The 26,105-nt window shown below is 34.5% G+C and carries 23 protein-coding genes; 10 read left to right on the forward strand and 13 right to left on the reverse strand.

Annotated features, from left to right (window positions below; genetic code table 11):
• Nucleotides 1-220: 220 nt before the first annotated feature.
• Nucleotides 221-889, forward strand: a complete 669-nt coding sequence (locus tag AC07XN_RS12600) for a YiiX family permuted papain-like enzyme (RefSeq protein WP_494743342.1) — start codon at nt 221-223, stop codon at nt 887-889.
• A gap of 112 nt (nt 890-1,001) precedes the next feature.
• Here AC07XN_RS12600 and AC07XN_RS12605 read toward each other — a convergent pair whose 3' ends face one another.
• Both AC07XN_RS12605 and AC07XN_RS12610 read right to left on the reverse strand, forming a co-directional pair.
• The gene (locus AC07XN_RS12605; protein WP_494743343.1) at nt 1,002-1,931 is read right to left on the reverse strand and encodes a sugar phosphate isomerase/epimerase family protein; all 930 of its coding nucleotides are present in this window, start codon (nt 1,929-1,931) and stop codon (nt 1,002-1,004) included.
• Nucleotides 1,932-2,068: 137 nt separating this feature from the next.
• Nucleotides 2,069-2,863, reverse strand: coding sequence for a carboxylesterase family protein (locus AC07XN_RS12610; protein ID WP_494743344.1), 795 nt, complete (start codon nt 2,861-2,863; stop codon nt 2,069-2,071).
• Nucleotides 2,864-2,997: 134 nt separating this feature from the next.
• Here AC07XN_RS12610 and AC07XN_RS12615 point away from each other — a divergent pair, with 134 nt between their 5' ends.
• Nucleotides 2,998-3,720 (forward strand): NUDIX hydrolase, encoded by a 723-nt coding sequence (locus AC07XN_RS12615; RefSeq protein WP_309915566.1) that lies wholly within the window; start codon nt 2,998-3,000, stop codon nt 3,718-3,720.
• A gap of 138 nt (nt 3,721-3,858) precedes the next feature.
• Here AC07XN_RS12615 and AC07XN_RS12620 read toward each other — a convergent pair whose 3' ends face one another.
• Nucleotides 3,859-4,428: a YceI family protein gene (locus tag AC07XN_RS12620; RefSeq protein WP_492800704.1), complete on the reverse strand. Its 570-nt coding sequence runs from the start codon at nt 4,426-4,428 to the stop codon at nt 3,859-3,861.
• A 52-nt stretch (nt 4,429-4,480) separates the two neighbouring features.
• The gene (locus tag AC07XN_RS12625) at nt 4,481-7,015 is read right to left on the reverse strand and encodes a TonB-dependent receptor (protein WP_309915560.1); all 2,535 of its coding nucleotides are present in this window, start codon (nt 7,013-7,015) and stop codon (nt 4,481-4,483) included.
• A gap of 314 nt (nt 7,016-7,329) precedes the next feature.
• On the opposite strand from AC07XN_RS12625, the gene AC07XN_RS12630 reads away from it, so the two are divergent.
• Together AC07XN_RS12630 and AC07XN_RS12635 are read left to right on the forward strand one after the other, a co-directional pair.
• Complete coding sequence (locus AC07XN_RS12630; RefSeq protein ID WP_494743345.1) at nt 7,330-8,361, forward strand: sensor histidine kinase; 1,032 nt, start codon at nt 7,330-7,332, stop codon at nt 8,359-8,361.
• 175 nt (nt 8,362-8,536) lie between these two features.
• Nucleotides 8,537-9,274, forward strand: a complete 738-nt coding sequence (locus AC07XN_RS12635; RefSeq protein WP_494743346.1) for a LytR/AlgR family response regulator transcription factor — start codon at nt 8,537-8,539, stop codon at nt 9,272-9,274.
• 149 nt (nt 9,275-9,423) lie between these two features.
• Here AC07XN_RS12635 and AC07XN_RS12640 read toward each other — a convergent pair whose 3' ends face one another.
• Complete coding sequence (locus tag AC07XN_RS12640; protein ID WP_494743347.1) at nt 9,424-10,815, reverse strand: GH1 family beta-glucosidase; 1,392 nt, start codon at nt 10,813-10,815, stop codon at nt 9,424-9,426.
• Nucleotides 10,816-11,158: 343 nt separating this feature from the next.
• Between AC07XN_RS12640 and AC07XN_RS12645 the strand changes: the two genes are divergently transcribed.
• Nucleotides 11,159-11,557 (forward strand): T9SS type A sorting domain-containing protein, encoded by a 399-nt coding sequence (locus AC07XN_RS12645; protein ID WP_494743348.1) that lies wholly within the window; start codon nt 11,159-11,161, stop codon nt 11,555-11,557.
• 81 nt (nt 11,558-11,638) lie between these two features.
• On the opposite strand, the gene AC07XN_RS12650 is transcribed toward AC07XN_RS12645, so the two are convergent.
• The 6 genes from AC07XN_RS12650 to AC07XN_RS12675 form a co-directional block, all read right to left on the reverse strand.
• On the reverse strand, nt 11,639-12,214 hold the full coding sequence (locus AC07XN_RS12650; RefSeq protein ID WP_494743349.1) for an HD domain-containing protein: 576 nt from the start codon (nt 12,212-12,214) through the stop codon (nt 11,639-11,641).
• Nucleotides 12,215-12,231: 17 nt separating this feature from the next.
• Complete coding sequence (locus tag AC07XN_RS12655) at nt 12,232-13,710, reverse strand: SusD/RagB family nutrient-binding outer membrane lipoprotein (RefSeq protein ID WP_494743350.1); 1,479 nt, start codon at nt 13,708-13,710, stop codon at nt 12,232-12,234.
• Nucleotides 13,711-13,743: 33 nt separating this feature from the next.
• Nucleotides 13,744-14,292 carry a hypothetical protein gene (locus tag AC07XN_RS12660; protein WP_494743351.1) on the reverse strand — a complete coding sequence of 183 codons (549 nt, stop codon included), beginning with the start codon at nt 14,290-14,292 and terminating at the stop codon, nt 13,744-13,746.
• 65 nt (nt 14,293-14,357) lie between these two features.
• Nucleotides 14,358-17,651 carry a SusC/RagA family TonB-linked outer membrane protein gene (locus AC07XN_RS12665; protein WP_494743352.1) on the reverse strand — a complete coding sequence of 1,098 codons (3,294 nt, stop codon included), beginning with the start codon at nt 17,649-17,651 and terminating at the stop codon, nt 14,358-14,360.
• Between the two features lie 299 nt (nt 17,652-17,950).
• Nucleotides 17,951-18,493 (reverse strand): carboxymuconolactone decarboxylase family protein, encoded by a 543-nt coding sequence (locus AC07XN_RS12670; protein ID WP_309915534.1) that lies wholly within the window; start codon nt 18,491-18,493, stop codon nt 17,951-17,953.
• Between the two features lie 102 nt (nt 18,494-18,595).
• Nucleotides 18,596-19,093 (reverse strand): hypothetical protein, encoded by a 498-nt coding sequence (locus AC07XN_RS12675; protein WP_309915532.1) that lies wholly within the window; start codon nt 19,091-19,093, stop codon nt 18,596-18,598.
• Nucleotides 19,094-19,340: 247 nt separating this feature from the next.
• On the opposite strand from AC07XN_RS12675, the gene AC07XN_RS12680 reads away from it, so the two are divergent.
• A complete protein-coding gene (locus AC07XN_RS12680) occupies nt 19,341-19,820 on the forward strand; it encodes a DUF6934 family protein (protein ID WP_309915528.1) in 480 nt (159 codons plus the stop codon).
• A 4-nt stretch (nt 19,821-19,824) separates the two neighbouring features.
• Nucleotides 19,825-19,995: a hypothetical protein gene (locus tag AC07XN_RS12685; RefSeq protein ID WP_494743353.1), complete on the forward strand. Its 171-nt coding sequence runs from the start codon at nt 19,825-19,827 to the stop codon at nt 19,993-19,995.
• A 69-nt stretch (nt 19,996-20,064) separates the two neighbouring features.
• Here the strand turns inward: AC07XN_RS12685 and AC07XN_RS12690 are convergent, their stop codons facing one another.
• Entirely contained in the window at nt 20,065-21,372 is a 1,308-nt protein-coding gene (locus tag AC07XN_RS12690; protein ID WP_309915523.1) for a DUF5690 family protein, read from the reverse strand.
• Nucleotides 21,373-21,599: 227 nt separating this feature from the next.
• Between AC07XN_RS12690 and AC07XN_RS12695 the strand changes: the two genes are divergently transcribed.
• The 3 genes from AC07XN_RS12695 (at nt 21,600) to AC07XN_RS12705 (ending at nt 24,279) form a co-directional block, all read left to right on the forward strand.
• Nucleotides 21,600-22,382, forward strand: a complete 783-nt coding sequence (locus tag AC07XN_RS12695; protein ID WP_309915519.1) for an HAD hydrolase-like protein — start codon at nt 21,600-21,602, stop codon at nt 22,380-22,382.
• 84 nt (nt 22,383-22,466) lie between these two features.
• A complete protein-coding gene (locus tag AC07XN_RS12700; protein ID WP_494743354.1) occupies nt 22,467-23,618 on the forward strand; it encodes a TIGR03364 family FAD-dependent oxidoreductase in 1,152 nt (383 codons plus the stop codon).
• 202 nt (nt 23,619-23,820) lie between these two features.
• Nucleotides 23,821-24,279, forward strand: a complete 459-nt coding sequence (locus AC07XN_RS12705) for a hypothetical protein (protein WP_494743355.1) — start codon at nt 23,821-23,823, stop codon at nt 24,277-24,279.
• Nucleotides 24,280-24,385: 106 nt separating this feature from the next.
• On the opposite strand, the gene AC07XN_RS12710 is transcribed toward AC07XN_RS12705, so the two are convergent.
• The gene (locus AC07XN_RS12710; protein WP_494743356.1) at nt 24,386-25,564 is read right to left on the reverse strand and encodes an alkaline phosphatase family protein; all 1,179 of its coding nucleotides are present in this window, start codon (nt 25,562-25,564) and stop codon (nt 24,386-24,388) included.
• Nucleotides 25,565-26,105: the final 541 nt, after the last annotated feature.

The raw sequence follows: 26,105 nt of genomic DNA on the forward strand, positions 1-26,105 counted from the left end.
TAAATCTATATCTTTAAAATAATCTTTTCCCATATCACAAAGATAAGATTTTCAAATTAGCCTGACGGCTATGGTGTTTTCACCAACAAAAAATGCGACAGCAACGCATCTTTTGATTTAAAGTAAATTGATAAATACTAAATTACGAGTTGCTGGCGCACGTATTGTTGGTGAAAAATACCAACAATGGCAAAAAAGGTCATAATCTAAAACTACTATAATGAAAAAGCAATTAATTCTATCTGGACTTTTAGTACTCACTTTATTCATTGGACTTTATGCTAAAAGAAAAATTCACGACCCTAAATTTCAACTTGGCAACGTAAAAAATCTGACTAATAACGGCGAAATCAAAAATGGAGATATAATTTTTCAAACTTCATTATCCACACAAAGTAAAGCGATTCAGCTAGCCACTAAATCTAAATATTCTCATTGTGGACTTATCTATAAAGAAGGTAATAGTTTTTTTGTATTTGAAGCCGTTCAGCCAGTAAAACGAACACCTCTAGCTCAGTGGATTGCACGCGGAAAGGGTGGACATTATGTAATTAAACGCTTAAAAAATGCTAACCATATTTTGACCGCAGAGGTCTTAAATAAAATGAAACAAGTTGGAAATTCTTTTCAGGGCAAAAATTACGATTTGACCTTTGAATGGAGTGATGATAAAATTTATTGTTCAGAACTAATTTGGAAAGTCTATCAACGTGCAACAGGTATTGAAATAGGCAAACTTGAAACCTTGAAAGACTTTGATTTGGAAAACGAAATAGTTAAGAAAAAAATGAAAGAACGTTATGGAAATAATATTCCAATGAATGAAATTGTAATATCACCAGCAGCAATTTATGAGAGCGAATTATTGACTACTATTAAAAGTAATTAAAAGGGATTGACCCTACATTTGACATAGAGCCAAAAAATATGACTACCCTCAAACATAAAAAAACCACGTAAGATTATCCTAACGTGGTTTATAACTTCCCTGAAAATTTATATTAACTAATTATTTTCTTTAAATTACCAAAGCTTGTACCAAGGTTATTGATCGGCGATGGAGCACCATCTTGTTCTACAAAAAGGTGTTTTACACCAGCAGTGTCTGCTGCGGCAAAAATGGCTTTGAAATCCACAATTCCTGTACCTACTTCAACAGGCAATAATGTTTCTTTGTTTAAATCTTTTACGTGAAATAATGGGAAACGACCTGGGTGTTTAGCAAATAATGCTGGAATATTTACACCCGCTTTGGTTGCCCAAGCCAAATCCAATTCAAATTTTAATAAATCAGCACTGATTTGTGAAGTGAATATATCAAATGGTAATTGTCCATCTACTTTTTCAAATTCTGCGGTATGATTATGAAATACAAAAGTCAGTCCTGCTTTTTTACAAGCCTCTCCTGCCTTTTGAAGTATCTCTAGCGACGATTTTATATCTTCTGAAGTCTTCACAGGAATACTAGCACATACTAAATACTTTGCACCACCTTCTGCTACTTCATCTACTACCTGCTGTGTATCGTTCATCAACGATTTCATCGGAGGCATCTTGTTTAACATTTCAGCATTAGGGTTTGCAGCAGCTCCTGGCTTAGGTGCTGGCATTCTGAAAGGTGCACCCATAATATGGTGTGCTTGCCATGTCATTCCTAAATCGCTTACTACTTTAGCAAACTCTTTTGGCTTCATACCATAGTAACCGCCCTTCATACTAAAAGCAGACTCTATTTCTTTGTAGCCAATATCCGCAATTTGCTTTAATGTCCCTGTTACATTCTTATCAATTATCGACATCGTGGTAAACAACTGCACACCAAAATTCTTAGGCGTAATTTTATGTCCGAACGCATCGGCCAAATTTGGCAAAAGCATCCCTCCAAGGGCTAAAGCTCCTGTATTTTTCAGAAAGTCTCTTCTATTTTGCATAGTCGTTGTTGTAGGTAATGTAACGGTTTGTTTAAATGCGTTTATTAATTTATTTATAAAAATGATATTGGATAATAAAGAGTATTTACAGAAGCAAAATTGACATCGCCTGCCATAAGGCAGGCCTTAGTCGAAATTTATAGTTGTACTTTTTTTCTTTTATGAGCAAACAACCAAGGTAATAAATCGGGTTCTTGAAATACATTATCCCAACTATTATGCTTTACGTTTGGGTATTCAGTATACTTTACATCAATCTTGAGTTGCTTTAATTTTTCAACCATTTTACGAGAATTATTCACATCTACTACTTGGTCAGCATCACCATGAAAAACCCAGAAAGAAGTTCTTTTTACTGATTTATCATACTTCTCTACATCACCTCCTCCACATATCGGAATGGCTGCTGCAAATACTTTTGGATAGCGATATACTGTCTCGAAGGTCCCCATTCCACCCATCGAGAGTCCAATGATGTATAACCGAGATTTATCCACACTTTCGTCCTGACAAATCTGTTTTACAATATCCATGAAGCTAAGCATTGGGGTAGTGGGCTGGTTATGATAATCAAAACCAAGCGTGATGGGAGAAGTACTTCTGTCAACTTTTACAGAAGCCCAGTAATTATCAGTAGGACATTGGGGCGCAATTACGATACATGGGAAGTTTTCCCTATTTTCATCTTTTAAAAACAATTTGGCGCCGTGTGTCAATTGTTTTTCATTATCATTGCCGCGTTCGCCAGCACCATGAAGAAAGAGTATCAAAGGGTACTTTTTACTTTTATTGTAGTCTTTAGGATATAGTATGCGATAGGGCAATTTAAAGCCATCTGAACGAACATATTCTCTCTTCTCATACTTGTCGAGGTCCTGAGCAAAAACACCCGTATAACAAAGTAGTAGGAAAAAGCCTAAAAACTTTTTCATATTTATTTTTTAAGATTAAATAGTATTAAATTTATTGTATCATTGCGGTACAATAATACTTGAACCTTTTTATGTTACCAAATTTTTCTTTACATTTATCTAAAATTCGCTTAAACATCTCAAATATTTGAATTATGAGTACTAAAACTCGTGGATACGACTACCTTCCAGGCATTTCTATTGATTGTGTAATCTTCGGATTTCATGACAATCAATTAAAAATATTATTATTAAATTTCAAGAATACAGATTGGCTAGCAGTACCGGGTGGATTTATCAAAGAAAGCGAGAACTTAGAAGAAGCAGCACAAAGAATTTTAGAAGAACGAACTGGTCTAACCAATATTTATCTGGAGCAATTTTATGTTTTTGGGGATAGAGATAGGCGAGATAATGAGATGCTAAAGTCTTTGATGAAAGCTGTTGATGGGGTAGAGCTTAGTCCAGACCATTATTTAATGACTCGCTTTTTATCAATAGGTTATTATGCGCTGATAGATTTCACAAAGGCAAACCCAACACCCGATTATACTTCTGATTCATGCCAATGGTATGACATAGATACGATTCCTACATTGATTTACGACCATTCAGCGATGGTAAAAAAAGCATTAGAAACCCTTCGTTTCTTTTTGGATGAAAAACTAATTGGTTTTAATTTATTACCAGAAGTGTTTACAATGAACGACTTGCAAAATATGTACGAAACCATTTTAGATAAAAAACTCCTACGTACAAATTTCCAACGCAAAATGTTGAGTTTGGGGATTTTAGAGCGATTGGATAAAAAAATGACAGGTGCTGCCAATAAAGCGCCTTATTTGTATCGATTTGTAGGAAAAGAAAGTAATGTTTGATTCAAAACCTTTATAAAGAGAACAGGCTTGCCGTAAAACAGCAAGCCTTTCTTTTTTTCAATCAAAAACACAATTTTACATGTGTTTCAAACTGACTATGTCTAGGAAGAGATAATCATTGATTAAATCTTGATATTTTTATTCTTTGCCGAATTCACCTACAGCTCTGATTTCAATGTCTTCGCTTACTACTGCGCCTGGCATTCCACCCACACCAAAGTCAGTACGTTTGATAGTTCCTGTTAATTTAAACCCAGCAATTGGCTTTTGAGTTCTCATGTTTTTTCCAACACCATTCAATGTTAAATCAAACGTTACTGGTTTTGTAACACCTTTCAAAGTAAGGTCTCCAACTAATTTATATTTTTTAGCATCTACTTTAGTGATAGAAGTACTTTTGAAGCTAATTTTTGGAAATTTCTCAGCATCAAACATATCTGCTTTCTTCAAATGTCCATCTCTCATTTCATTATCAGTATCAACGCTACTTACGTCTGCTGAAAATTCAAAAACTGCATCAGTAAAATCTTCTTTTGATGAAGTAATGGTTGCATCAAAAGTTTTGAAGTTACCGTCAACTTCTGAAAGCATTAAGTGGGTAACAGTAAAGCCTACTTTAGAGTGTGCTTTGTCTACATTCCACTTTTGTGCAAATGATGATGATACTGAAACAACTAGTGTTGTAATTAAGATTGCGATTTTTTTCATTGTTTTAGATTAATTAGATAAGATTAAATGTTTGATTTTACAAATTTCATACTTAATTATTAGATTCTCCACCTTTTACATCATCATTTTTCACAGATTTCGATTTTTTCTGTTCAACGAATTTCATATTTCCAATCTTATAAGAGAATGTCAATTTTATGTTTTGGTTATAAATATTATTAACACTTTTCTGATTAAACTGAGCCGTATTCAGCGTTGATGTCATCGTCATACCACCAAAGAAATTCTCTGCTGCTAACCCAATACTTCCTCTTTTGTTGTTAATATCCTTTTTAACACCTAACGAATACATTCCCATTCCATTTTGTGAACCTTGTAATTGTACTTGGTTTCCACGGTAACCTCCGAATGCTTGAACGCCCCATCCATTATTTAATTGTAATTGAGATGTAATTCTTCCGCCAATTGTTAAGCCTGTATTGCTAATTGTTGAAAAACCACCTGTTGCATTTGCAACCTGACCATCTAAATAATTGTAATAGATATCAACTCCTCCACTCAATGACCATTTCGGTGTGATAAAAGTATTTCCGAAAATGTTCGCTCCAAGCGTTTGTTGTCTACCGATGTTTTGAAACGTTGTAACGATTGCTCCGGCAAGGGTATCAGATGGTGCACTGATTCTTACAATTGAATTATTTGTTTGACGACCAAATAACGATACATTCAAATATGTTCTGTTGATATTTTTACTTAAGCTTAATTCCACATTGTTAGTCACCTCTGGTTTCAAGCTAGGGTTACCAATCGTGATGTTTTGTGCATTAGAAGCATTGAAGTTAGGATTCAATTGTTGTAAGCCCGGACGTTGGATACGATTGTTATACGCTAATTTCAAGGTTGCAGTTCCTAAGCTCTTAGAGATATTGATACTTGGCACCAAATTTCCATAAGAAGGAATATTGATTGAGTTTACATTCGTTACTGCATCAATCGTTGTATATTCATAACGTGTTCCTACTTTAAAAGTGTACTTATTTTTAGTAGAATAAGTATAAGAAACATATCCCGACGAAATAGTTTGTTTATAGTTCAACAAACCCGATGGGTTTCTAGCATCTGTACTGAAACCACCTGTACTACCTGCATACAAATACTGATAATCACTATCAACTTGACGAGTAATGCTTTTTAAACCAACCTCAAACATTTGATTTTGTTTGATTGGCGTTTGATAATCCGTCTGAACAGTAATCTCACGGTTAGTATTTCCGTTGATGTTTTTCTGGCGACTTAATAATTCACTTGCACCATTCAAGATGTTAGCGTCAAAATTGTTTGTTAAATTATTCTGACTAAACTGTGTTGAAATAGACCATTCTTGTTGAGGTTTGAATGTTTTGATATAATCAACATTTATATCAACTGAATTTGATAAGTCTTTACTATCCACATCTCTGTAAGAAGTAGAAGTAAGGTTATTGTTCGAGAATAACTTTGTTACATACTCTTGATTACGATCTAAATTTCTAGTACCAAAAGCTATTGAGGAACTTATTGTTTGTGTTTTTGAAATTTCATAATCAAACCCTAAGTTGTATCTTCCAAACAAGCCATTATCTTTTGCATCAGAACTTTGTTGTGTTAGCTGAGTGACACCGTCTTTTACACTTGATTGCTCTAATGTGGTTCCTGCCTTATTATAGAACAATCTACCAAAGCCTCCTAAAGTAACACCTAATTTACCATGACGATAGCTACCGTTCAATCCTAAGTTAGAAGCTCGAAGTCCTACTCCCGAATCAAGATTAAGGGTTAAGCCTTCAATTGATGATTTTTTTGTAATGATATTAATGATACCAGCAGAACCCTCAGCATCGTATTTTGCAGATGGTGAAGTAATAACTTCTACTGTTTTGATTAAATCAGCAGGTATCATCTTCAAGGCATCAGCAATGCTACTTGCTACAATGGTTGATGGCTTGTTGTTTATCAATACTTTAATATTAGTCGTTCCTCTTAAAGATACATTACCATCTAAATCTACCGAAAGCATCGGTACTTTTTTCAAAATATCTGACGCATCCCCTCCTTTAGCCAGCATATCTTTTTCAGCATTATAAACCAGACGGTCAACTTTTTCTTCAATCATAGCTTTTTCAGCTGTTACTGTTACGCCATCAAGCATTTGAGAAATAGGCGAAAGTTTGAGGATTCCTAAATCAATGTCTTTGCCTTTCTCAACTTTAATATCATTAATCGTTTTGCTTTCAAAACCAATAAACGAAATCTGCAATTTATAATCGCCCACGGCTACTTTAGTTAATGAAAACTTACCTTTATCATCAGCCATTGTTCCATCAACAGGTTTGTTGGTGGTTTTGCTGATTAAAGAGATATTAGCAAACTCAACCGCACTAGTCGCAGTCGAATCGATGATAAATCCTGAAATCTTTGAATTACCTTTTGGAGTATTGATTTCAAAACTTGGCGTGTTTTGCTGAGTCGAACGGTTTCTTCCGTTGCCATCTCCTCCTCCACCTCCGTTTGGTGGTCCTCCAAATTGTGCTAATGCGATTTCACTCGTTGTGAAAATAATGAGGATGAGGCTTAATAATTTTTTCATCGTTGTAAAATATTTTGATTATTATGAAAAAGCTTTCTTGGTCTTTATTTTAAAATTGATGTACAAAACAAAGACAATAAAATGAGATTGAAATCCGCAATAGACAATCAGGCTGAGAAAATCGACAATTGAGGCTGAGGTACCATAAGGAGGAATTGTCGGGATTTTGAGGCAAACCATCGGATAAAATAGGCGACTTATCAAATAATTGGAGCAATTGAGGTACTTCTAATCAATGTAAAGTATTTATCTAAGTTTTTTTACAGAAATTTGATTTGTACTTATACCAAATTGATTATTTTTCATTCAAATATATGCAAGCTTATATTCAACGAAACAGAATTTTACTCATCCATCTATCTTTCTGGTGGGTATATTTTTCTTTTTTTTACTATCAGGTAAGCTTTGGAAAACCTGGAGAAGAAACAGACCTAACAGAGGCTTTAGTTACTACTATACTACACATAGGTTTTATAGCAACTTTAGCTTATATTAATTACTTTATCTTTTTGCCACGCCTCATTCATAAAAAGAATCTTTTTGCCTACCTGCTAGAATTCCTTCCTGTGTTCGCCATTTTCATCACGATGTATGTGTATGTAAAAAGAGTTCAAATGGCTAATAACGAGCATATTGGGTATTTTTACAGTATAAAGTTTATCGTCCAACACTCTGTAGGAACAATATTCATTGTAATTTTTGTGGGAATGTTAAAGTTTGCAGAAGATTGGCTAGAACTAGAAGCAAAAAGGAAAGAAGTAGAAAATGAAAAACTGATGGCTGAGCTTACTTTTTTGAAAGCTCAAATCAATCCACATTTTTTGTTTAATACCCTGAATAACCTCTATTATTTGGCTTTTACCAATTCGCCCAATACTACTGAGGTAATCGCTAAGCTATCGCAAATGATGCGCTACATGATTTACGATTCAAATCATGCAAAAGTGTTATTAAGCAAAGAAATAGAATATATCGAGAACTATATTAGTCTTGAGAAGCTACGCCTGAACAACCAGATTCCGATAACTTTTGAGATTGAAGGTAATATCAGTCAAACCCAGATTGTACCTTTAATTTTGATTACTTTCTTAGAGAATGCTTTCAAGCATGGCGTGAGCAATAATTCTACGGATGCTTATATCATCGTAAAGCTATCTGTGACAAAGAACGAATTGATTTATATTGTAGAAAACAGTAAATTAAAGTCTTCAAATCACGAAAAGTCTGGTATTGGGCTAAGAAACGTAAAGAGAAGACTAGATTTAAGTTATTCCAACAAATATCAGTTAGTTGTGGAAGATACAGAAAGTGATTATAAAGTAAATTTGACGCTAAATCAGTTGTGATTGATACAGTTGAGAGTTAGTAAGTTGTGAGTTAGTGAGTTATTTCGGAAAAGTAAAATAAAATAAATCTGAACTCTTCTTTCATAAGAATGGACATTGAAATCACTAACTCACAACTCACTAACTCGCAACTCACTAAATCACAACTCACTAAATCACTCAATCTCAACTAATCATGCCTCATACTTGTATAATTGTAGAAGATGAACCTTTGGCGCGTAGTTTAATGGAAACTTACGTGAGAAAGGTACCGTATTTACAATTAGTCCAATCTTTTTCAGACCCCTTAAAAGCACTAGATTTTTTGAGGGAGAATACTGTAGATATTTTGTTCTCGGATATTCAGATGCCTGAAATTACGGGCATTACTTTATTGAAAATTTTACAGAAAAAACCTTTGATTATCCTTACAACGGCTTATTCTGAATATGCCATCGAAGGCTATGAATTAGATGTATTAGATTACCTGCTTAAGCCCATTACCTTTGAGCGATTTTTGAAGTCGGTTGAGAAGGCTTCCTTGCGATTGAATACGGCTGTACAAGCACCCGTCATGAAAGAAAAAGTGGTAAAAGAAGTAATCATCAATCAACAAGAAGCCACACAGGCATTTATTTTTGTGAAAGATGGTACAAAGCTTGTAAAAATTCGATTAGCAGAAATTATGTATATAGAAGGGCTGAAAGACTACGTAACGATTTATACTACCCAACAAAAAGTAGTTGCCTTACAGACTTTAAAAGCTTTAGAAGCACAATTGCCCGAAACACAATTTGTCAGAATCCACAATTCTTATATCGTAGCCCTAGAATGGATAGAATCTGTCCATCGAGAAAAAGTACAAATTGGAAAAGTCTTTTTGCCAATTAGTGATACTTATAGGAAGGCGTTTAAGGAGTTTATTGAAAGGTAATTTAGCTATGAGCTTTGAGCTATCAGCCGTGAGTTTTTTGTTTATTGACGTATAGTGATTCCTCCCAATTAAGGTCACTCCATCTCTAACGAGGGACTTAAGTCCCTCGTTAGAGATAATTCTCATTGCTCAAAGCTTACAGCTCATAGCTACCCCAAAAACTCCCTAAACCACTTCCCTGATTTTTTCACAGTTCTTTGTTGTGTTTTGAAGTCAATATGTACTAAACCGAATCTGGGTTTATAACCTTCCGTCCATTCAAAATTATCGGTGAGTGTCCAAGCCAAATAACCATTTACTTTTACACCATCTTGTTTGGCTTTCAAGATATGCTGTAAATAGTTTTGGTAGAATGCTACACGGTCGTTATCATCAATATTTCCGTCAGATAATTCATCTTTAAATGCCGCTCCGTTTTCTGTCACAATTATTTGCTTAATGTTTTTGTATTCAGCAAATTGTTTCAATATATTATACATCCCGTCAGGCGAAATCTCCCACCCCATATCTGTTACACTTTCTACGTTACGAGCTTTAGGTTTTACTTCAAGTGCTTTTAAGTAAGGTATCCAAAAAGCACCTTTTACTACCAATTTAAAATAGTTTTGCACACCAATGAAGTCGAAATCGAATTGTAATTTCTCCATATCACCCGCATGAACATACTTTTTAACCATGTTTTGAAGAAAAGGCAACTCATGTACAGGATAACCCAAGCCCAAAGTAGGTTCAAGAAATAACCTGTTTAACAAAGCATCTATACGTTTAGCGGCTTTTATATCGCTCGCGGTATTAGTATAAGGTTCAATGAACGAACATGAAAAGGTAGTACCAATTACTGCCTCAGGTACATTCTTTCGGATAATTCTTCCTCCCTCAGCTTGGCACATCGCAGCATGGTGTACTGCTGGCAAGAAGTTTCGCATACCCAATCGCCCCGGAGCATGATAGCCTGTCATGTAGCCCAAGCCTGTAAAACCTGCTGGCTCATTCAGTACCATCCAATATTTTACCTTTGAAGCAAATTCGCGCGTGACTACCTCACAATAATCCGAAAACCAGTCGATGATATCCCTGTTTGTCCATCCGCCCTTATCTTCTAAAGATTGAGGTAAATCCCAGTGGTACAAAGTAACATAAGGCTCCAAACCATTCTCAAGACAACAGTCTATTACCTGATGATAGAACTCTAACCCAGCCTGATTCACTTTGCCAATACCATGAGGCAAAATACGTGTCCAAGCCATTGAAAAACGGAATGTATTGAAATTGAGAGATTTTGCTAATAAAATATCTTCTTCAAAGCGATGATAAAAATCGCATGCGACTTTTGCATTCTGATGGTCTTTTATTTTATTCTTTTTATGAGAGAACTTATCCCAGATAGATTCTCCTTTACCATCCTTATCCCACGCACCTTCGTTTTGAAAAGAAGCCATCGCTACGCCCCAAGCAAAATCTTTCCCAAAAGCATCTTTTGAAAAAACATTTTCCTGAGATACTACAATGGTTGATGGACTAATATATTGATTATCTTGCATTTACACCTAAAATTTTGGGATGCAAAAGTAAGTATAAAATTCGTTAAAGTTATGTTAAATTTTTAGGTTAAGCTTTTATCACGCTTCATCTAACATATTGGTTCTATCTCTGACAAACGGAATAGTCAAAACCATTCTTTCTTTGTTTATATTTTATCCTCATCCTACCAAAATCACCGTTTATCAATTCCGCCAACCGACCATTCCTTTTTCTATTGAAACTATCACTCCATCTGCTAATTTTGAATCAACAATCTAACAACAAAACATCATAATCAATTAACAGACAGTGGTTTAACCTCTAAACAATCATAATTTTAACCGTATCTAAACAAATCAAAAAATGAAAACTTTTGCTCAAATTATCGCTATTGCCACTTTAACTACTTCTTCTATTTTTGCTAACCCTATCGCTGGTGAAACCAACGTAAATGCTAACAAAACGAATAACTTCGCTATCGGTATGTACCAAAGCGTGGGAACTTTAGATATGCACCTCACATTGGACAAAGTGGTGGGAAAAGCAGTTACTGTTACCATCAAAGACAAAGACGGTAAAGTAATACACAATGAAAGAATCGCAAAAAGTGCTCGTTCGTATCATGGTAAATTCGATTTACAAGCATTAAACGACGGTACTTATTCTGTAGAAATTACGGATGGGGCCGAAAAAATCACTCGTACAATCAATATTAACTCTGCTAAACCACAAGAGGTAACAAGAACTATTGTAGTTGAATAATATCAAAAACACCTATACCCGTCATTAATAATACAAAAGGCTGTCAGAAATCTGACAGCCTTTTGTATTATTAATGGGAACCTAATTCAATCGATAACCGATATGTTTCCAAGCCATTTGCTTATATTTCTCTAAAGATGGCCTTTCAAAATCTACTTCTTTCGCTTTATCATCCCAATCTCTCATCCTGATGTATAAATCAAAAAGAGGCATCTTTTCAAATATTTTTGCTTCCTCTTCTGTCATTACACCTCCTTGATACTCCAATGTCTTCTTGCTGGCTTCTGATAATTTATCATAATAGTCAGGATATTTGAAAGTCAGATACCTTTTTGCTTCTACGTGATTTCTCACGAGCAATGCTATTCTATTAGAAAAGCCATTTTTGTAAAGGAAATTTGCTCCCGCTATTTCATGCCTGATATTTCCTAAACCATTCATTTCATTTCTATTAGGAAGAAAATGCCCAATATCATGAAAGAAAGCCGCCAAGACTACTTCTTCGTCATACCCCTCCTCTTCTGCTAACATGGCAGATTGAAAGCTATGCTCAAGGATGGTCAGTGGCTCCCCAACGTATTCGTCAGCACCATTGATTTCATAAAGACCAAAGATAGAATCAAGTCTTTGACGAAGGATAGATTCAGAGATTGTCATAGGTTGATAGGTATTTTTTATTTAATTAGCCACATCGAAGCATTGATATTTTCGCCTTCTATCCCAACACCAAACTGACGAGTTAGGGCGTCTACAAGGTTTTGAGTATTTGTCGATTGTTCAGACTGTGGATATCTAAAACGTAAAGGAATTTTTGTACCATTACCAGTACCAACTCCTACTAAGAATGTTGGCACACCTGTTCTTCTCCAGTTGAAATAAGCTTCATAACCAGAGTTTTGGAAGAATGCAATATATTTCTGACTCAAGATTTGGGTTAAACCCGTAGCATTGTTTCCTGCATATTTTACCGAAGCTTGGGCTAAATAAGCAGTAGCATCAGTAATACCGTAGAACGCCATCGAAGCTTTAACGCCACGCTCGTACCAATCTTGAGCATTGCCATTAACCCAACCTTGATTGATTGCTTCTGCAATGTTGAAACACATTTCTGGGTAAGATACTAAAAATGTATTCTCGCCTGTATAAGAGCTATAATAACGAGCACGACTTTGGAATGAATATTCTCCACGACCAGCCTTAGATGACATATCTGCCAAATCCTCCCCAGAACTTGCCCCTACATAAGCTTCAACATCGGTTGCTTTCAAGCCCTTAGCTATTTGTGCTGCTGCTGGCTCTGCTACTACAAAAAGGCGTGGGTCATTATTGCTTTTCAACAAGTCGATATATGTTTTAGCCATATTCTCACGCGTAGCATTATTACCTAAGTTGTCAGGGTTACGTGGATATTTGTTGTTTACACTCCAAACATACTGTAAAGACTCTGACAAATCAGTCATTAATGGGTATTTAGTAGGGTTAGCAATGATAGCCGCAAAATCTTGTTTTACTTTCAAATCTGCATCGTCAGCTTTTTTGCTTAGGTGAATCAATACTCTTAATCTAAAAGTATTAACAGCTTTTTGCCATTTTCTTAAATCACCCGCATAATAAATATCTCCATCTAAAGATCTATCTCCTGCGACAATCAAAGCAGCTAAGTCTGTATTAGCGTCTTCTAACCACTTCAACACTTGGATGAATACATCTTTCTGCGTATCATATTTTGGTTTATCTACCTCAATTCCTTTTAAAGCATCTTTTACTGGTAAATCACCTACTCTTAAAGTCATATTTGTATAAGAGTAAGCTCTTAAAAATTTACCCAAAGCCGAATAAGGGTTTAATGCTTTTGCACCACTTTTTATGGCTTCTTCTTCTAATTTTACTACGTTTTTCAAAGTAGTAAATTGTAAAGAAGCATATTGCCAGTTATACTCATTAGTATCGTAATAAGCATAATTTGAACAGTAAAACTGGTTATTACGCATTGTACCGTTCCAAGCACCTTCATTCATACCATTCAATACACTTCTAAGAATAATAGAAGAAGGTACAGAGGTTGGTAAGTTGGGATTTTTCTCCAACAATTGGTAATCACTACAGCTTGCTAAAAGCGTAAGGATTAGAAATGAGAAAATATATTTTTTCATGAGAATTTCTTATTAAAATTTTTATTTTAAAACTTACTTTAAAAAAGTGACAGGAAAAGTAGCAAAAAACATATTGTATACTGTCGCAGAATTTTCAATACTAATACTTTCTACTTCAATACCTAAAAGCACTTCACTAATTGTTTTGTTATCTATCAGCTCTGAATCGAAATTTTGTTTTACCAACTGATTAATCTTGTCTAGGTATTGGTTATAATCAGCACTACAAACTTCTATTTGACAATAACTCTTCTCTGAACTTTCTGGTCTCCAGCAAATAATACAATGAAAAGGAACTAACATACTAATGCTTATATCAATAAAAAAATCAGCATCCTGTGTTACTCTTATTGTAATATCTAAAGACCTATGTGATAATCCATAATTACTTAAAACCATGAAATACTTTTCTACAAGACTATTCAATAATACCTGAAACTGAGGAAATTGTCTTTTTGACTCAAAATCAAAGGTTCTTCTGATTTGCTGAATAGTTTCGTGTTCTTCAAAGTCATCACTCAAAAAACCAATATCTTTTGGATATTTTTCAAGTATCTGTTTTAAGTAATCAGAAAATTCCATTTTAACTACTTGACAACTCCACTTACTTAATGAGATACTCATTAAGTAAGTGGAAGATTGTTTACTTAAAATACAATATTGATATTGATACCATAACGCTTCATCGTTGGTGTTTGTAAACCAGATGTAGCATTCAACCCTGTGAATTGGTCTAGGTCAACGCCATCATGTTTGCTATCGATAAAGTAGAATAAATTACGACCTACTAACGATACCGAAGCTTGTTTGAAGAACGTTTTTCTTAAAATAGACTGTGGTAAAGAATATCCCAATGTTACCTCACGCAATTTCGAGAACGTTTTGCTCATCAAGTTTCCTTCTGCTGTTCCATTATAACGGCTGATATAATCTTGCGCATAAGTTTTGATGGTATTTGGTGCAAATTTCAACTGATTATAGTTGGTGATTAAGCCAGTTTGTCCATCATAAGTTGGAGTACCTTCTGTAATCATTACTCCTTCACCTACATAAGATTTGATACCTTGTGCATCTAAATCACGTGCGATACCAAAAGCACCTTCAACTGTTTCGATATGACGACCGCCACGGAATGTTTGTTTACGGATATAGTCTTCGATAACACCACCTACACGACCATCAAATTGGAATGATAATGACCAGTTTTTATATTTTACTTTGTTGTTGATACCCCAAACGTAATCTGGATTAGCATATCCCACAAATGCAGCAGCATTGTTAACAATCGGACGACCACCAGCATCATTGATAATTTGTCCATCTGCTGTTCTTTGGAAAGTCTTAACAAAAACTTTATCTATTCTGTCTCCAATGTTGATAAACTGAGATTTCTCATTTCCACTTACAAAATAATCTGAAGCTAGTTTATCAATTTTAATACCATTCTCGTTATATACTTCTTGCAATGTCTCTTTGAATGTTGACCAGTTAAACATCACATCCCATGAGAAATTGTTACGTCTTAAAGGTGTTCCCTTTAAAGTAACTTCCCAACCTGTTTTCTTTGTTAAGATACCATTCACGATAGCTGAAGTATAACCTGTAGTTTGTGATAAATCACGGTTAAAAATTCTTGGACCATCGTTTGAAGTAAAGTAAGTAACATCAGCAGAGAATCTGTTTTTCAATAAGCTTACTTCTGCACCTGCTTCTATTTGCTCTGAAGTATTTGGTTTTAAAGATGGATTATTCAATTTATCAGAGAATGAAGCACCCGGAAGGATATTGTAAGACGGACTGATTCCATAACCTACAGAGTTACCGTAAGTTGGGCCATCATAAGAAGAATTATATCCTGAACCGTAACTTAATGGAGAACTAGCACCTGGTGTTGAACCAATTGTTGACTGGGTTAAACCGTCTTTTACGTTAGCATAACTTGTACGTAATTTTACAAAAGAAACAACTTCTGGAAATTTCACGTAGTCAGAAACTACTGTACTTAAACCTACTGATGGATAAAAGAATTTGTTATTTCCTTTTGGTAAAGTAGAAAGATAATCTAAACGACCAGTTGTAGATAAAGTAACTAATCCTTTATATGAAATATCTGCTGAGTAATAAGCACTTTGTACTTCCATGTCAGACAAATAACTATATGCTTTTACGGGTCTCAAAGAGTTAGCAAAAGTATAAACACCTGGCGTATTCAAATAGTCGGTAGTTACATAACTTGAATTGTATTTGAATGTACGGATGTTCCCTCCTCCCCATACTTTTACATCAAAATCGTTTGCAATTTTCTTATCAAACTTAATTAAAATGTCTGTGTTGTTTTCAAACAATGTACGTTTGTCTTCACGGTAATCGCCTTTTGCTTCTTCACGACCATACACTGTAGCAGAATAAGGGAATTTTTCTGAACGGAAAATGTCATAAGTTGTAATAGAAGTACGACCCGTAATGCTTAGATTATTATTGATTTTATAGTCTAAAGAAGCATATCCGTAAATATCATTTTTGTAATGACTTCTCAACCATTCATAAGCCACAAAGTAAGGGTTGTTATAACGCTGATATTCAGCATAAATTTGCTGGCTACCTTCTTTACCTGCCTGCCAATAATTACGCATATCGTCAACGCTCCAGTCTGCACCTCCCCAAATTACCATGTTATAAATCAATGAGTTTGGTCCATAATTTACATCTGGAATATTTGGTGTAGATTGACGGTTGTAGTTAAGGTTAGCGTCAAATGTTAATTTATTAGAGAATCTGTACTTCGTAGAAATATTGAAGTTAGCAGTATTCAATTGTGTGTTAGGGACAATACCTTTTTGATAATTATGTGATAATGAAAAACGAATATCCATTTTATCATTACTACTTGCTACCGAAATATTGTTGTTTGTTAAAACAGCATCACGTAAAAAACGTGTCAAGTTATTAGCACCACGAGCTGTCCAAGCCGTAGGAATACGTTTTCCTGTAGCTGGATCGATTGGTGAATCGTATTGAGCGATTTTTTTCTGACCAGTTGGGTCAAATTTTGGTCCCCAAATATCATAGTCACCATCGTTTGTTCCTCCCCCTCTACCATCTACGAATGAATATTGCCCGTGGTCACCTGGGCCATATAGGTCTTGTACTCTTGGTATGGTGTTGAAACCACTCTCTATCATGGTCGAAGAATTAAACTCAACCGAGAAACCACGTTTATCTTTAGTACCTTTTTTAGTAGTAATTATAATAGCACCATTTTTTCCTCTGAAACCATAAAGAGCAGCAGCGTTAGCTCCTTTCAATACTGAATATGTTTCGATATCGTCAGCAGAAATATTCCATGTATCTGAGTTGATAGGTACACCATCTACAACATATAAAATATCTGTGTTACCTCTTAACACAACATTCGGGCGACCTAATAACTCAGCCGATGGACCAACCGTCAAACCTGCTACTTTACCTGTTAATGAGTTGATAGAGTTTGGCTCACGTGCTTTCGTTAAATCCGCACCTTGTACAGTTTGGATAGCATTCGTCAAACTTCTTTTTTCTTTAGAAATCCCTAGCGCCGTTACTACTACCTCTTCAATCTGTTTAGTATCTGCTAAAAGGTTTACATTAATGACTGATTTTGTACCAACTACTACCTCTTGGTTTGAATAACCAACAAATGTAAATTGTAAAGTAGCAGAAGCTGGAGTAGCAATTTTATAAGTACCATCAGCATTAGTCGTTGTTCCTCTGCCAGAACCTTTAATTCTTATCGATACTCCTGCAATAGGAGTGTTGTCTGCAGCGTCAGTCACTTTACCCGTAACAGTGCGTTCTTGGGCATTAGTAACGAACGACAAGAAAAGAAACATTACAGCCATGAACATCATGTTCGCAGACAATGTAATATTCCTTTTGAATCCAATTCGTAAAATGTTTTTCATGTGGATGTGAGTAAGGTTTTTAATTCCTCGCAAAAGTAAAACCTTGTTTTAACCACAACTTTAGGATAGCGTTATCAATCCATGAAGAATAAAGAGCAATCAACACTCATTATCGTGAGTATTGTTAGGGGAATATTAGGGGAAGGTAAAAAAGAGCCAAATTGATGGTTAGAGCCTACGCCAGCATCCTTTGGAGACTCATATCATGGAAGAGTTTGGTGAAATGAAGGATAAAATTTTCGTCTTTTAATAGTAAAACCCATGAAAGGCGGAAATTTTATCCTTGTTATAGTATAAGACTAATGCTGACGTTCGTAACCCATTAAAGCTACCTCTTGTCCCATTTCAAGATATTCTTCTTTTTGTTGCGGAGCCCACGTGCCTAAGCCATCTACATAACGATTATACATACAAAATGCCGCTGCTATTAAAACTGTATCATGAATTTCACGGTCAGTTGCGTTATGTTCGCGTGCTTTAGCAATATCTTCTGGCAATACGTTTTTCCCTCCTATTTGAACTTTGGTCGCGATATCTAACAAGGCCCTGAGTTTCGGAGAGATGGGCGTTGAGGCAAAGTTGTCTTTGATGTCGTCTATCAAACTAGCATCGCATCCTAAATGAGCCACGGCTGTTGCCGCGTGTGAAGAATGACAAAAATGACAATCGTTTAAATATGAAACATGCGCCGCTATCAATTCGCATTCTACGCTACTCAAACTTGAGTCGCTGCGTAATAACGCTTCTGCCAAGTTTAATAAAGGTACTGCCGTTACTTTGCTATAATCTAATAATCCTGTCATGCCAGGCAGATTAGGATTGGTAAGTGTTATATGTGCCATTAGTTGATTTTCTTTGATTGATGGAAAGTAAGAATCAGTTGCTGTATACACAGCAACTCTTACCAAGGTATCTAAAGACACAATGGTAAAAATCATTGAACACTAAGACAATTCGGGAGGGGTAAAAAAGGACTGACTATAATCCGAAAGAAGGTGGACTTCGTAAGAAAAAGAGTTGATTGTACCTGCATCCAATGTATATTGGTATTGAGCAAGGTTCATTCCGTTATTCTGAATATAAGTAACCGATAGTGATTTACATAACTCTAACGCTTTTTTGAGCGGTGATTGTTTGTCAGAATGATTACGAGCCAACACCGTATTGATTTCATCTGCTAAGGATGCAAATCGTTCTCTGGCAGATTGATTGGTTTTGATTTTTGTAATCAACGTATCATTTTCATAACGTTGTTCAATAACGTTATAAAATTCCCCTTTGTATTGAATTAAAGCCTCGGTGGGTGATGTATTATGGAAGTCGGAGGTATAAGGTAGTGAAATCGGGACTTTCAATTCTAAAAATTCATCATTTGCCTCATATGGCGTTGCAGAAGCATATTCCTTGTCAAAACACAGCAATACAATGCCTGTGCTGAACATATTGTACAGCAAAAGACAAAGAAAAGATATGCTTATGATTTTTCTCACAACTTAGAGACTTTATTTAGCAATCAAATTTATATAAAAATCTTAATATTTGTTAGCATTTTTCGGTTTACTTTCTCTTATAAACATTAGCACAGAACAAAAATCAGAAACACTCCTATTTTCATGTAAAAAATTATTCTATAATTAATATTTTATTAATTTAGAATCTTATTCTTTTTCAATGAATATCTTAAATAAAATGAAATTTGAAAAATATCCTACACAAAGCAATGCTAATAAATCTATATTTAGTTTTACAAGTATCGGTCGTAATGTAATCGAAAAACGAGTCCAATTTACTCAAATTAATGATATTGAAAATTATGGATTACCTAAACATATAACACTTTATAATTTAGCTTTCGGTGATTGGAATGAAGAATCTGGAGATATAGATGATTTTGCTAGAAGTAATAATGGAGATACTGAAATAGTATTAGCAACAGTCGCTAATACTGTCAGAGAGTTTTGGCATTATCATCCAGATTCACTTTTATTCATAACAGGCAGTACTTCAGAAAGAAATAGGCTTTATCAAATTGCTATTTCAAAAAATCTTAATGAACTATTGAAAGAAGCAACTATATATGGATTGACAAACTACTACTGGGAAGAATATTCAATTGGCAATAATTATGATGCTTTTTTGATTATCAATAAAAGAAACTTATTATATTAGTATTATGAAAACGACAAAGACAAACATAGAGCATGCTAGCACAAATAGTCGGTATAATCCCAAATTAGATTATTTGGATGCGAAAGATATGTCATCAAAAAAATTAATTAAAGCCAAAGAACTACTTTCAAAAGCAGGTTTACCTAAACCTATTCTTGAAAAATTTGGCAAATAAACAAGTATTTACTTGAATTACTCACCATTTACTTAGATACGAGCATTCCTTACTTATAATTCATTAAAATTAATTATGGTTAGAAATACTAACTACAGCATTCATCGAAGCAGAAGAACCTGATGTTAACTTTCGATTGAAATAAAAGAAGGAAATAATAATTAATACCATTGAAATCAAAGGTAAAAACAAAGACAAATCAGTCAATAAGTCCAACCACGATGTATTTTTAGTACCAAAGTTTTGATAAATCAAAATCACCACACTACCTACATATCCACTAAAATCGGCTAAGTAAAACAAAAAACCTACATTGGCCTTTTCTTTCAATACTGCCAACAGGCGGTCGAAAAGCATTCCGTTAAAAGGCACATAAGCCATATATAAGCCTATTCCTAAATAAACAGACCACCAAAACGGTGAGATGGTATGATTTAAAAAAGATAAGGTAGCAATGAGTATCAAGATTACTCCTGCAAAAATCATCAAATGATTCAACCAAAAAGCTTGTTTATGATTCTTCACAAAATACATAAAGGCAGTAAAGGCACAAATTACTAAGCCTATCAAAGATTCTGTTTTGGCAAAGATAGAGGCATTCGTTACACCTATTTCTCGCCAGATTTCTACGCCAAAATTATCCCTAATGTCTCTTAGGATAGTCATCAATACATATATCGTAATCAAGGCTATCAGTCCAAAACCATGTTTTTTGAGGAAATTCTTTCGGTCTTGGGTATTCATGGGTAAGCGTTCCGACCGTTCGTTTTCATCAACTTTACTAGGCCTGGGAGCAATAGACATGGCGTAAACTGATATCAGTAGTAGCGGAAAAAAAGTTAATCCTGTTAAGAAAGGCATCCAATATTCGTTCACCCCAACATTAATAAAATACTTCCCGATAGATTTTACCATGCCAGAGGCTACAATAAAACTCACGGCCAAACCAGCCCCTAAAATCTCAGTGATTTGTCGGCCTTCTAAAAAACTAAACACTAAGCCATAGACCATTCCTAAACCTAAGCCATTGAAATACAAGAATGCCCAATTGTACGGAGGAGGTACTAATCCAAACAGTAATAAGTTGAGTTCCGCAAATAAAATCATTCCAACAATGTATTTGGCTCTTTGATGAGGCTTTACCTCTGATACTATTTTAATTCCCAAGCCTTTGGCTGTTGCATATCCCAATACTTGCGAGATAACCAACACAATTTTATAGTCTATTCCCAATAAAGTAACGTCATGAAAATCACCAGCAGTAAAGGGCTTTCTGAAAGCATACATACAGAAATAAGTACTGAAAGCGGCTATGCCTAGATAGATGGCAAGAAATATTTGAGATTGGCGCTGAAGAAAATTTTCTAGTTTGTTCATGGATGAAAAACATCTCTTTGAGTATATGCTTTATGCTAAAAGATGACTTTTTAATCACAACATTACGAACAAAAACACCTAAAAATCAGCATTTTACAAAGCCTTAATCAAGATTTAACGTATGGTTAAAATGAGACTACTTATCTTTGATTTCATTAAAAATGACACTCAGATAGTATCGTAATTTTCATAATTAAAGCTTTGGTTGTCACTAAATCCAACATTAAATGTCACTCATTGAATTAGTCACTTTTGATATGGCGGGAACAACCGTTCAAGATCGCCATGAGGTAGAAATGTGCTTTATTGAAGCCGCTTCACAAACTGGTTTAACCGTATCGCCCGAACGCGTTCTGGCACTACAGGGCTATTCTAAAAAATATGTTTTTGAATTATTATGGTCAGAAATGATTGGAGATAATCATCCTGATTTGCGTGAATTTGTGAATAATTCATACCATACTTTTTGCGAAATTTTAGAGAATCATTATATCAACAATGATATTTATCCTACAGAAGGATGCTTGGAAATATTTGATTATCTGAAAAGCAAAAAAATAAAAATTGCTCTTACTACAGGTTTTTATAGAAAAGTAACCAACATTATCTTACAAAAATTAGGCTGGCTCGATGGCTTGAATAATAACTACGTTGGCAATGAAAATACATTAATACAGCTTTCTATTGCTTCAGATGAGGTACAGAAAGGTCGCCCAGAACCCTTTATGATTCAAAAAGCGATTCAGGTATTGAATGTGTCTGATGCTAACAGGGTCATCAATATTGGTGATACGCCCTCTGATTTAAAATCAGGTGTACGGGCTGGATGCAGAATGTCGTTGGGTGTAACCAATGGTACACACACTCGTCAGCAATTGAGTATCCACAGAAATGATGGACTATTGAACAAAGTTTCAGACATCAAAGAAATTATTGAAAACATTGAAAATGAGCGCTTGGAGAGCGATACGCCATTTCCATTCTTAAAGAAACTTAATTTCTTGCTATAATTCTATTCTCAATAAAACCACTATTCAACAGAACGTTATCTAAATGTACTTGGCTTTTAGATACGCTTTTTTAAGAACCATTCGATGAAAAAATATGATTTGATAGTCATTGGAGCAGGAAACGTAGGTACTTTTCATGCTTATCATGCTTTAACACAAGGCAAATCTGTATTGATGATAGATAAAGATTCGGAACCAATAGAGGCAACGGTTAGAAATTTCGGACAGGTAGTTCCTTCTGGACAAGCCTTAGATACTTGGTTTGAATATGGTAGAGAGTCGTTGGGTATTTATAAGAAAATTCAGGCAAAATTTGATATTACAGCCCGACAAAATGGTTCATACTATTTTGCTTCTGATGATGAAGAAATGTTGCTTTTAGAGGAAGCTAGGGCATTATTTAAAATCAGAGAATATCCTTCTACGCTACTTTCTAGAAAATCTTGTTATGAACGCTTTCCTAACCTGAATTCTGAATATTATAAAGGTGGTTTGTTTTTTCCTGAAGAGGTTTCTGTAGAGCCTAGGACGATGGTTCATCAAGTAAGGAAAATGCTTATCCAAGATTTTGGATTGGTATTTATGAACAATACGGCCATTATCGGCTGTGAAATAAATAATGGTATTTGTGAAATAAGCACAGCAACCAATCAAAAGTTATTTGCCGACAAAGTAGCTGTTTGTAATGGACATGAATTCAAAATTTTATTCCCTGAGATTTTCAATGAAAGCGGTATGAAAATCTGCAAACTGAATATGATGCAGACATACCCTTTACCTGAATTAAAATTGAATGGAAATATTCTATCTGGACTTTCTATTCGTCGTTATGATAGCTTTAAATCTTGCAATTCATATCAATATATTCAGACGCCCGAGTGGCAAAAAGTTTATAAAGAGTGGGGCATTCATATTCTTTTCAAGCAGGCTTTAAATGGTTCTATTATCATTGGCGACTCGCACGAATATGCTGATGTACACGAGAATGCTAAATTGCCACTAGGCATTGATATGTCGATAAACGATTTGATTTTGAAAGAAGCTAAAAGAATTATGTCTTTGCCTAACTGGAAAATTCAAAACTATTGGGCAGGGTATTACTCTCAAACGGCTGATGGCGGTTCGTATGAATACCAAATAGAAGATAAAATCTATATTTCAACAGGTATCGGTGGCAAAGGAATGACTACTGCCGCAGGTTATAGTCGTAAACGAATTGAGGATATTTTTAAGTAAGGGTATGCGTTAAAATAAATCTGTTAGGGAATAGCTAGTTTAACCAATCTTACATTTATTTGTTTTTTTATTTATCTTTGACTATCAGATAAATATCAAACTTTCCTCGGCAATTTTCATCACTTCAGAGACGTTATATTGCTAATATTAAACAACTTCTATATTTATTAAAACTAGCATTAAACCTTAAATTCACGTCATCATGAAAAAAACAGTTTTACTCTTCATTCTATTTGTTATCACATTTTCAATTAGCTCGTGCGATAGTGACAAATGTGGTTGTGTTTCACCTCCATTCGATTCCGAATTTTATAAATCTTGGCGACTGAGTTACACTGACGTTAATGGTAAACAAGTGCCAAGTGATAAAAAGGAAATTCTCACATTGTATAGTACTGGTACTGCAACAGTTAAAGCCTTTTATAAAAATGAAATTGACGATGAGGTAATAGAGAACACTGCTGCCAATATTAACAAAGCAAACGATTCTAGTCAAAATGCGATAATTGTAACAATAACATTGAACAATGTTATTTACAAGCAAAAGCTTAAACAAATCTATGTTTCAGGACAACCACCAATTTTAGTTGCTACAACGAAAGTAAAAGAAAATGAAAACTTTGGTGATTACATTTTACACTATGATTTGTATCTAAAATAATTTTTATTAAAATTCAATTTGCTTATTTCTCTTGAAAAAACAATCCCCTGATAAACTACGTTTGTGACGTTGTTCATCAGGGGATTTTATATAAAAGAAAAGAGTGTTATTTCATTGTTTGTTTAACTACCTCTCCGATTTCTTTGCCATTCTGGAAATCATATCCTAAGAATTTAGCCAATGTCTTTGCTAGTTGATTTTGGAAAAGTTGTCCTTCTGTTTTTATTTCTCCTAAGGCTGGAGTATCTGGTCCAATAACGCCAAACCAAATTTCATAACAGTCTGGCACTTTTTGTCCGTGGCTTGTCCACTGACTTTTAACTTTATTGCCACGTCCGTGATCTGTTGTTAAAATAATCGTGGTTTTGTCTTTATACTTGGGGTTGCTTTGGCAATAATTCCATAAATCACCCACAAACTTATCAACAGTATTGGCAGCAAAAAGGTATTCATCATATTTGGCTTCGTGCGCAAATTCGTCGGTTTCATCAAAGGACAAAAAGAATACATTTGGATTGTTCTTTTTGATATATTCCTTCGCTAAATAATAAGTAATAAAATCGTGTCGGTCACTAGCCAAACTTGGATAATTACTTTGAATTTCATTTAATATTTTTTCCTTTTCTGTTAAATTGCCTTCTACCAATTCTTTACCGCTATTGACAGGAATACCGCTTCTTTTTTCATTAATAATGTACGGAAAAACATCCCAAGTAGTATAAGCTGCTACTTTCCCTTTGTATTTTGGCTGATTGTTCAGAAACTCTAAAACCGTAATGTTATCGTTCAGAATTTTATCATTTGAATTTACTTTGTCGTCAGCATAGCCCGTCAGAATTTCATTATAGCCCGGATATGAAAACCAGTAAGGGTTTTTTACATTTACTTTATTGCCAGCCCAACGGTTTCCGTACAATTGCCCTTGTTTAGCCATCGTATTCCATACAAAAGGCATTATTTTCTTGCGACTCACAGAGGCTGTATCAGACCAAAAGGTTTGCTTTATTCTATCTTTATTTTTAGTGTATTCCTTATTATTCAACAATACGGAATCAACCCCGCCAAATACTTCTTCCCAACGAAAGCCATCTGTGGTAATCAAAAAAATATTCTCAGTTTTATGTTGTGAGAAACCTTGTTGCGAAAAAGCTAACGTAACAAATGCAGTTAATACAAAAGCGTTTTTCAGGATTCTAGGAAAAAACATTAACACTTTTCTTATTTGAAAAACGTAGTCGCTCACCATTAGTCTAATCATGGTTGAAGCATTGGGTAAAATATTCATCTATTGTTTTTTTGAAACTATTTTCTGTTGGGAATACTTTAAAAAGGAATCAAAAATAGCAATTTATATTAGTGAAAAAGTTATTGAAATATTAACAATAAATTATACTTTATGCTCCAATATTAATAAAAATGTGTCTTTAGTTACTTTTAAACCTCTTCCATAGACCTTTGCTATCAATAGTTGATAGTTATAAGACATTCCTCAAAAATATAAGTGCTAAAATAATAATAGTAAACATACTTGACTTTTATATTATCCCTCCTTACTTTTACATAGTCAATTAAGTTTACCATTATTTATTGATACCAGTATTATTGTTATTTATCCTATAAAAACTGTTGTTCATCATTTATTTCGTTTGTTGAACTATATTGATTCATAGTTTTGTTAACATTAAAATACTTATTTTAAATCTATTTAATCAACAATTGAACCTTTTAGAAGTAGCGTTAGTTTTTCTGAATATAGTTTATTCAATTATTGATATTTTCGGTTTTCCAAGACCGTTTCTTAAATTTTCACCAACATACTTTTGGTT

The sequence above is a fragment of the Arcicella sp. GW458-12-2-14-TSB2 genome (assembly GCF_059423785.1).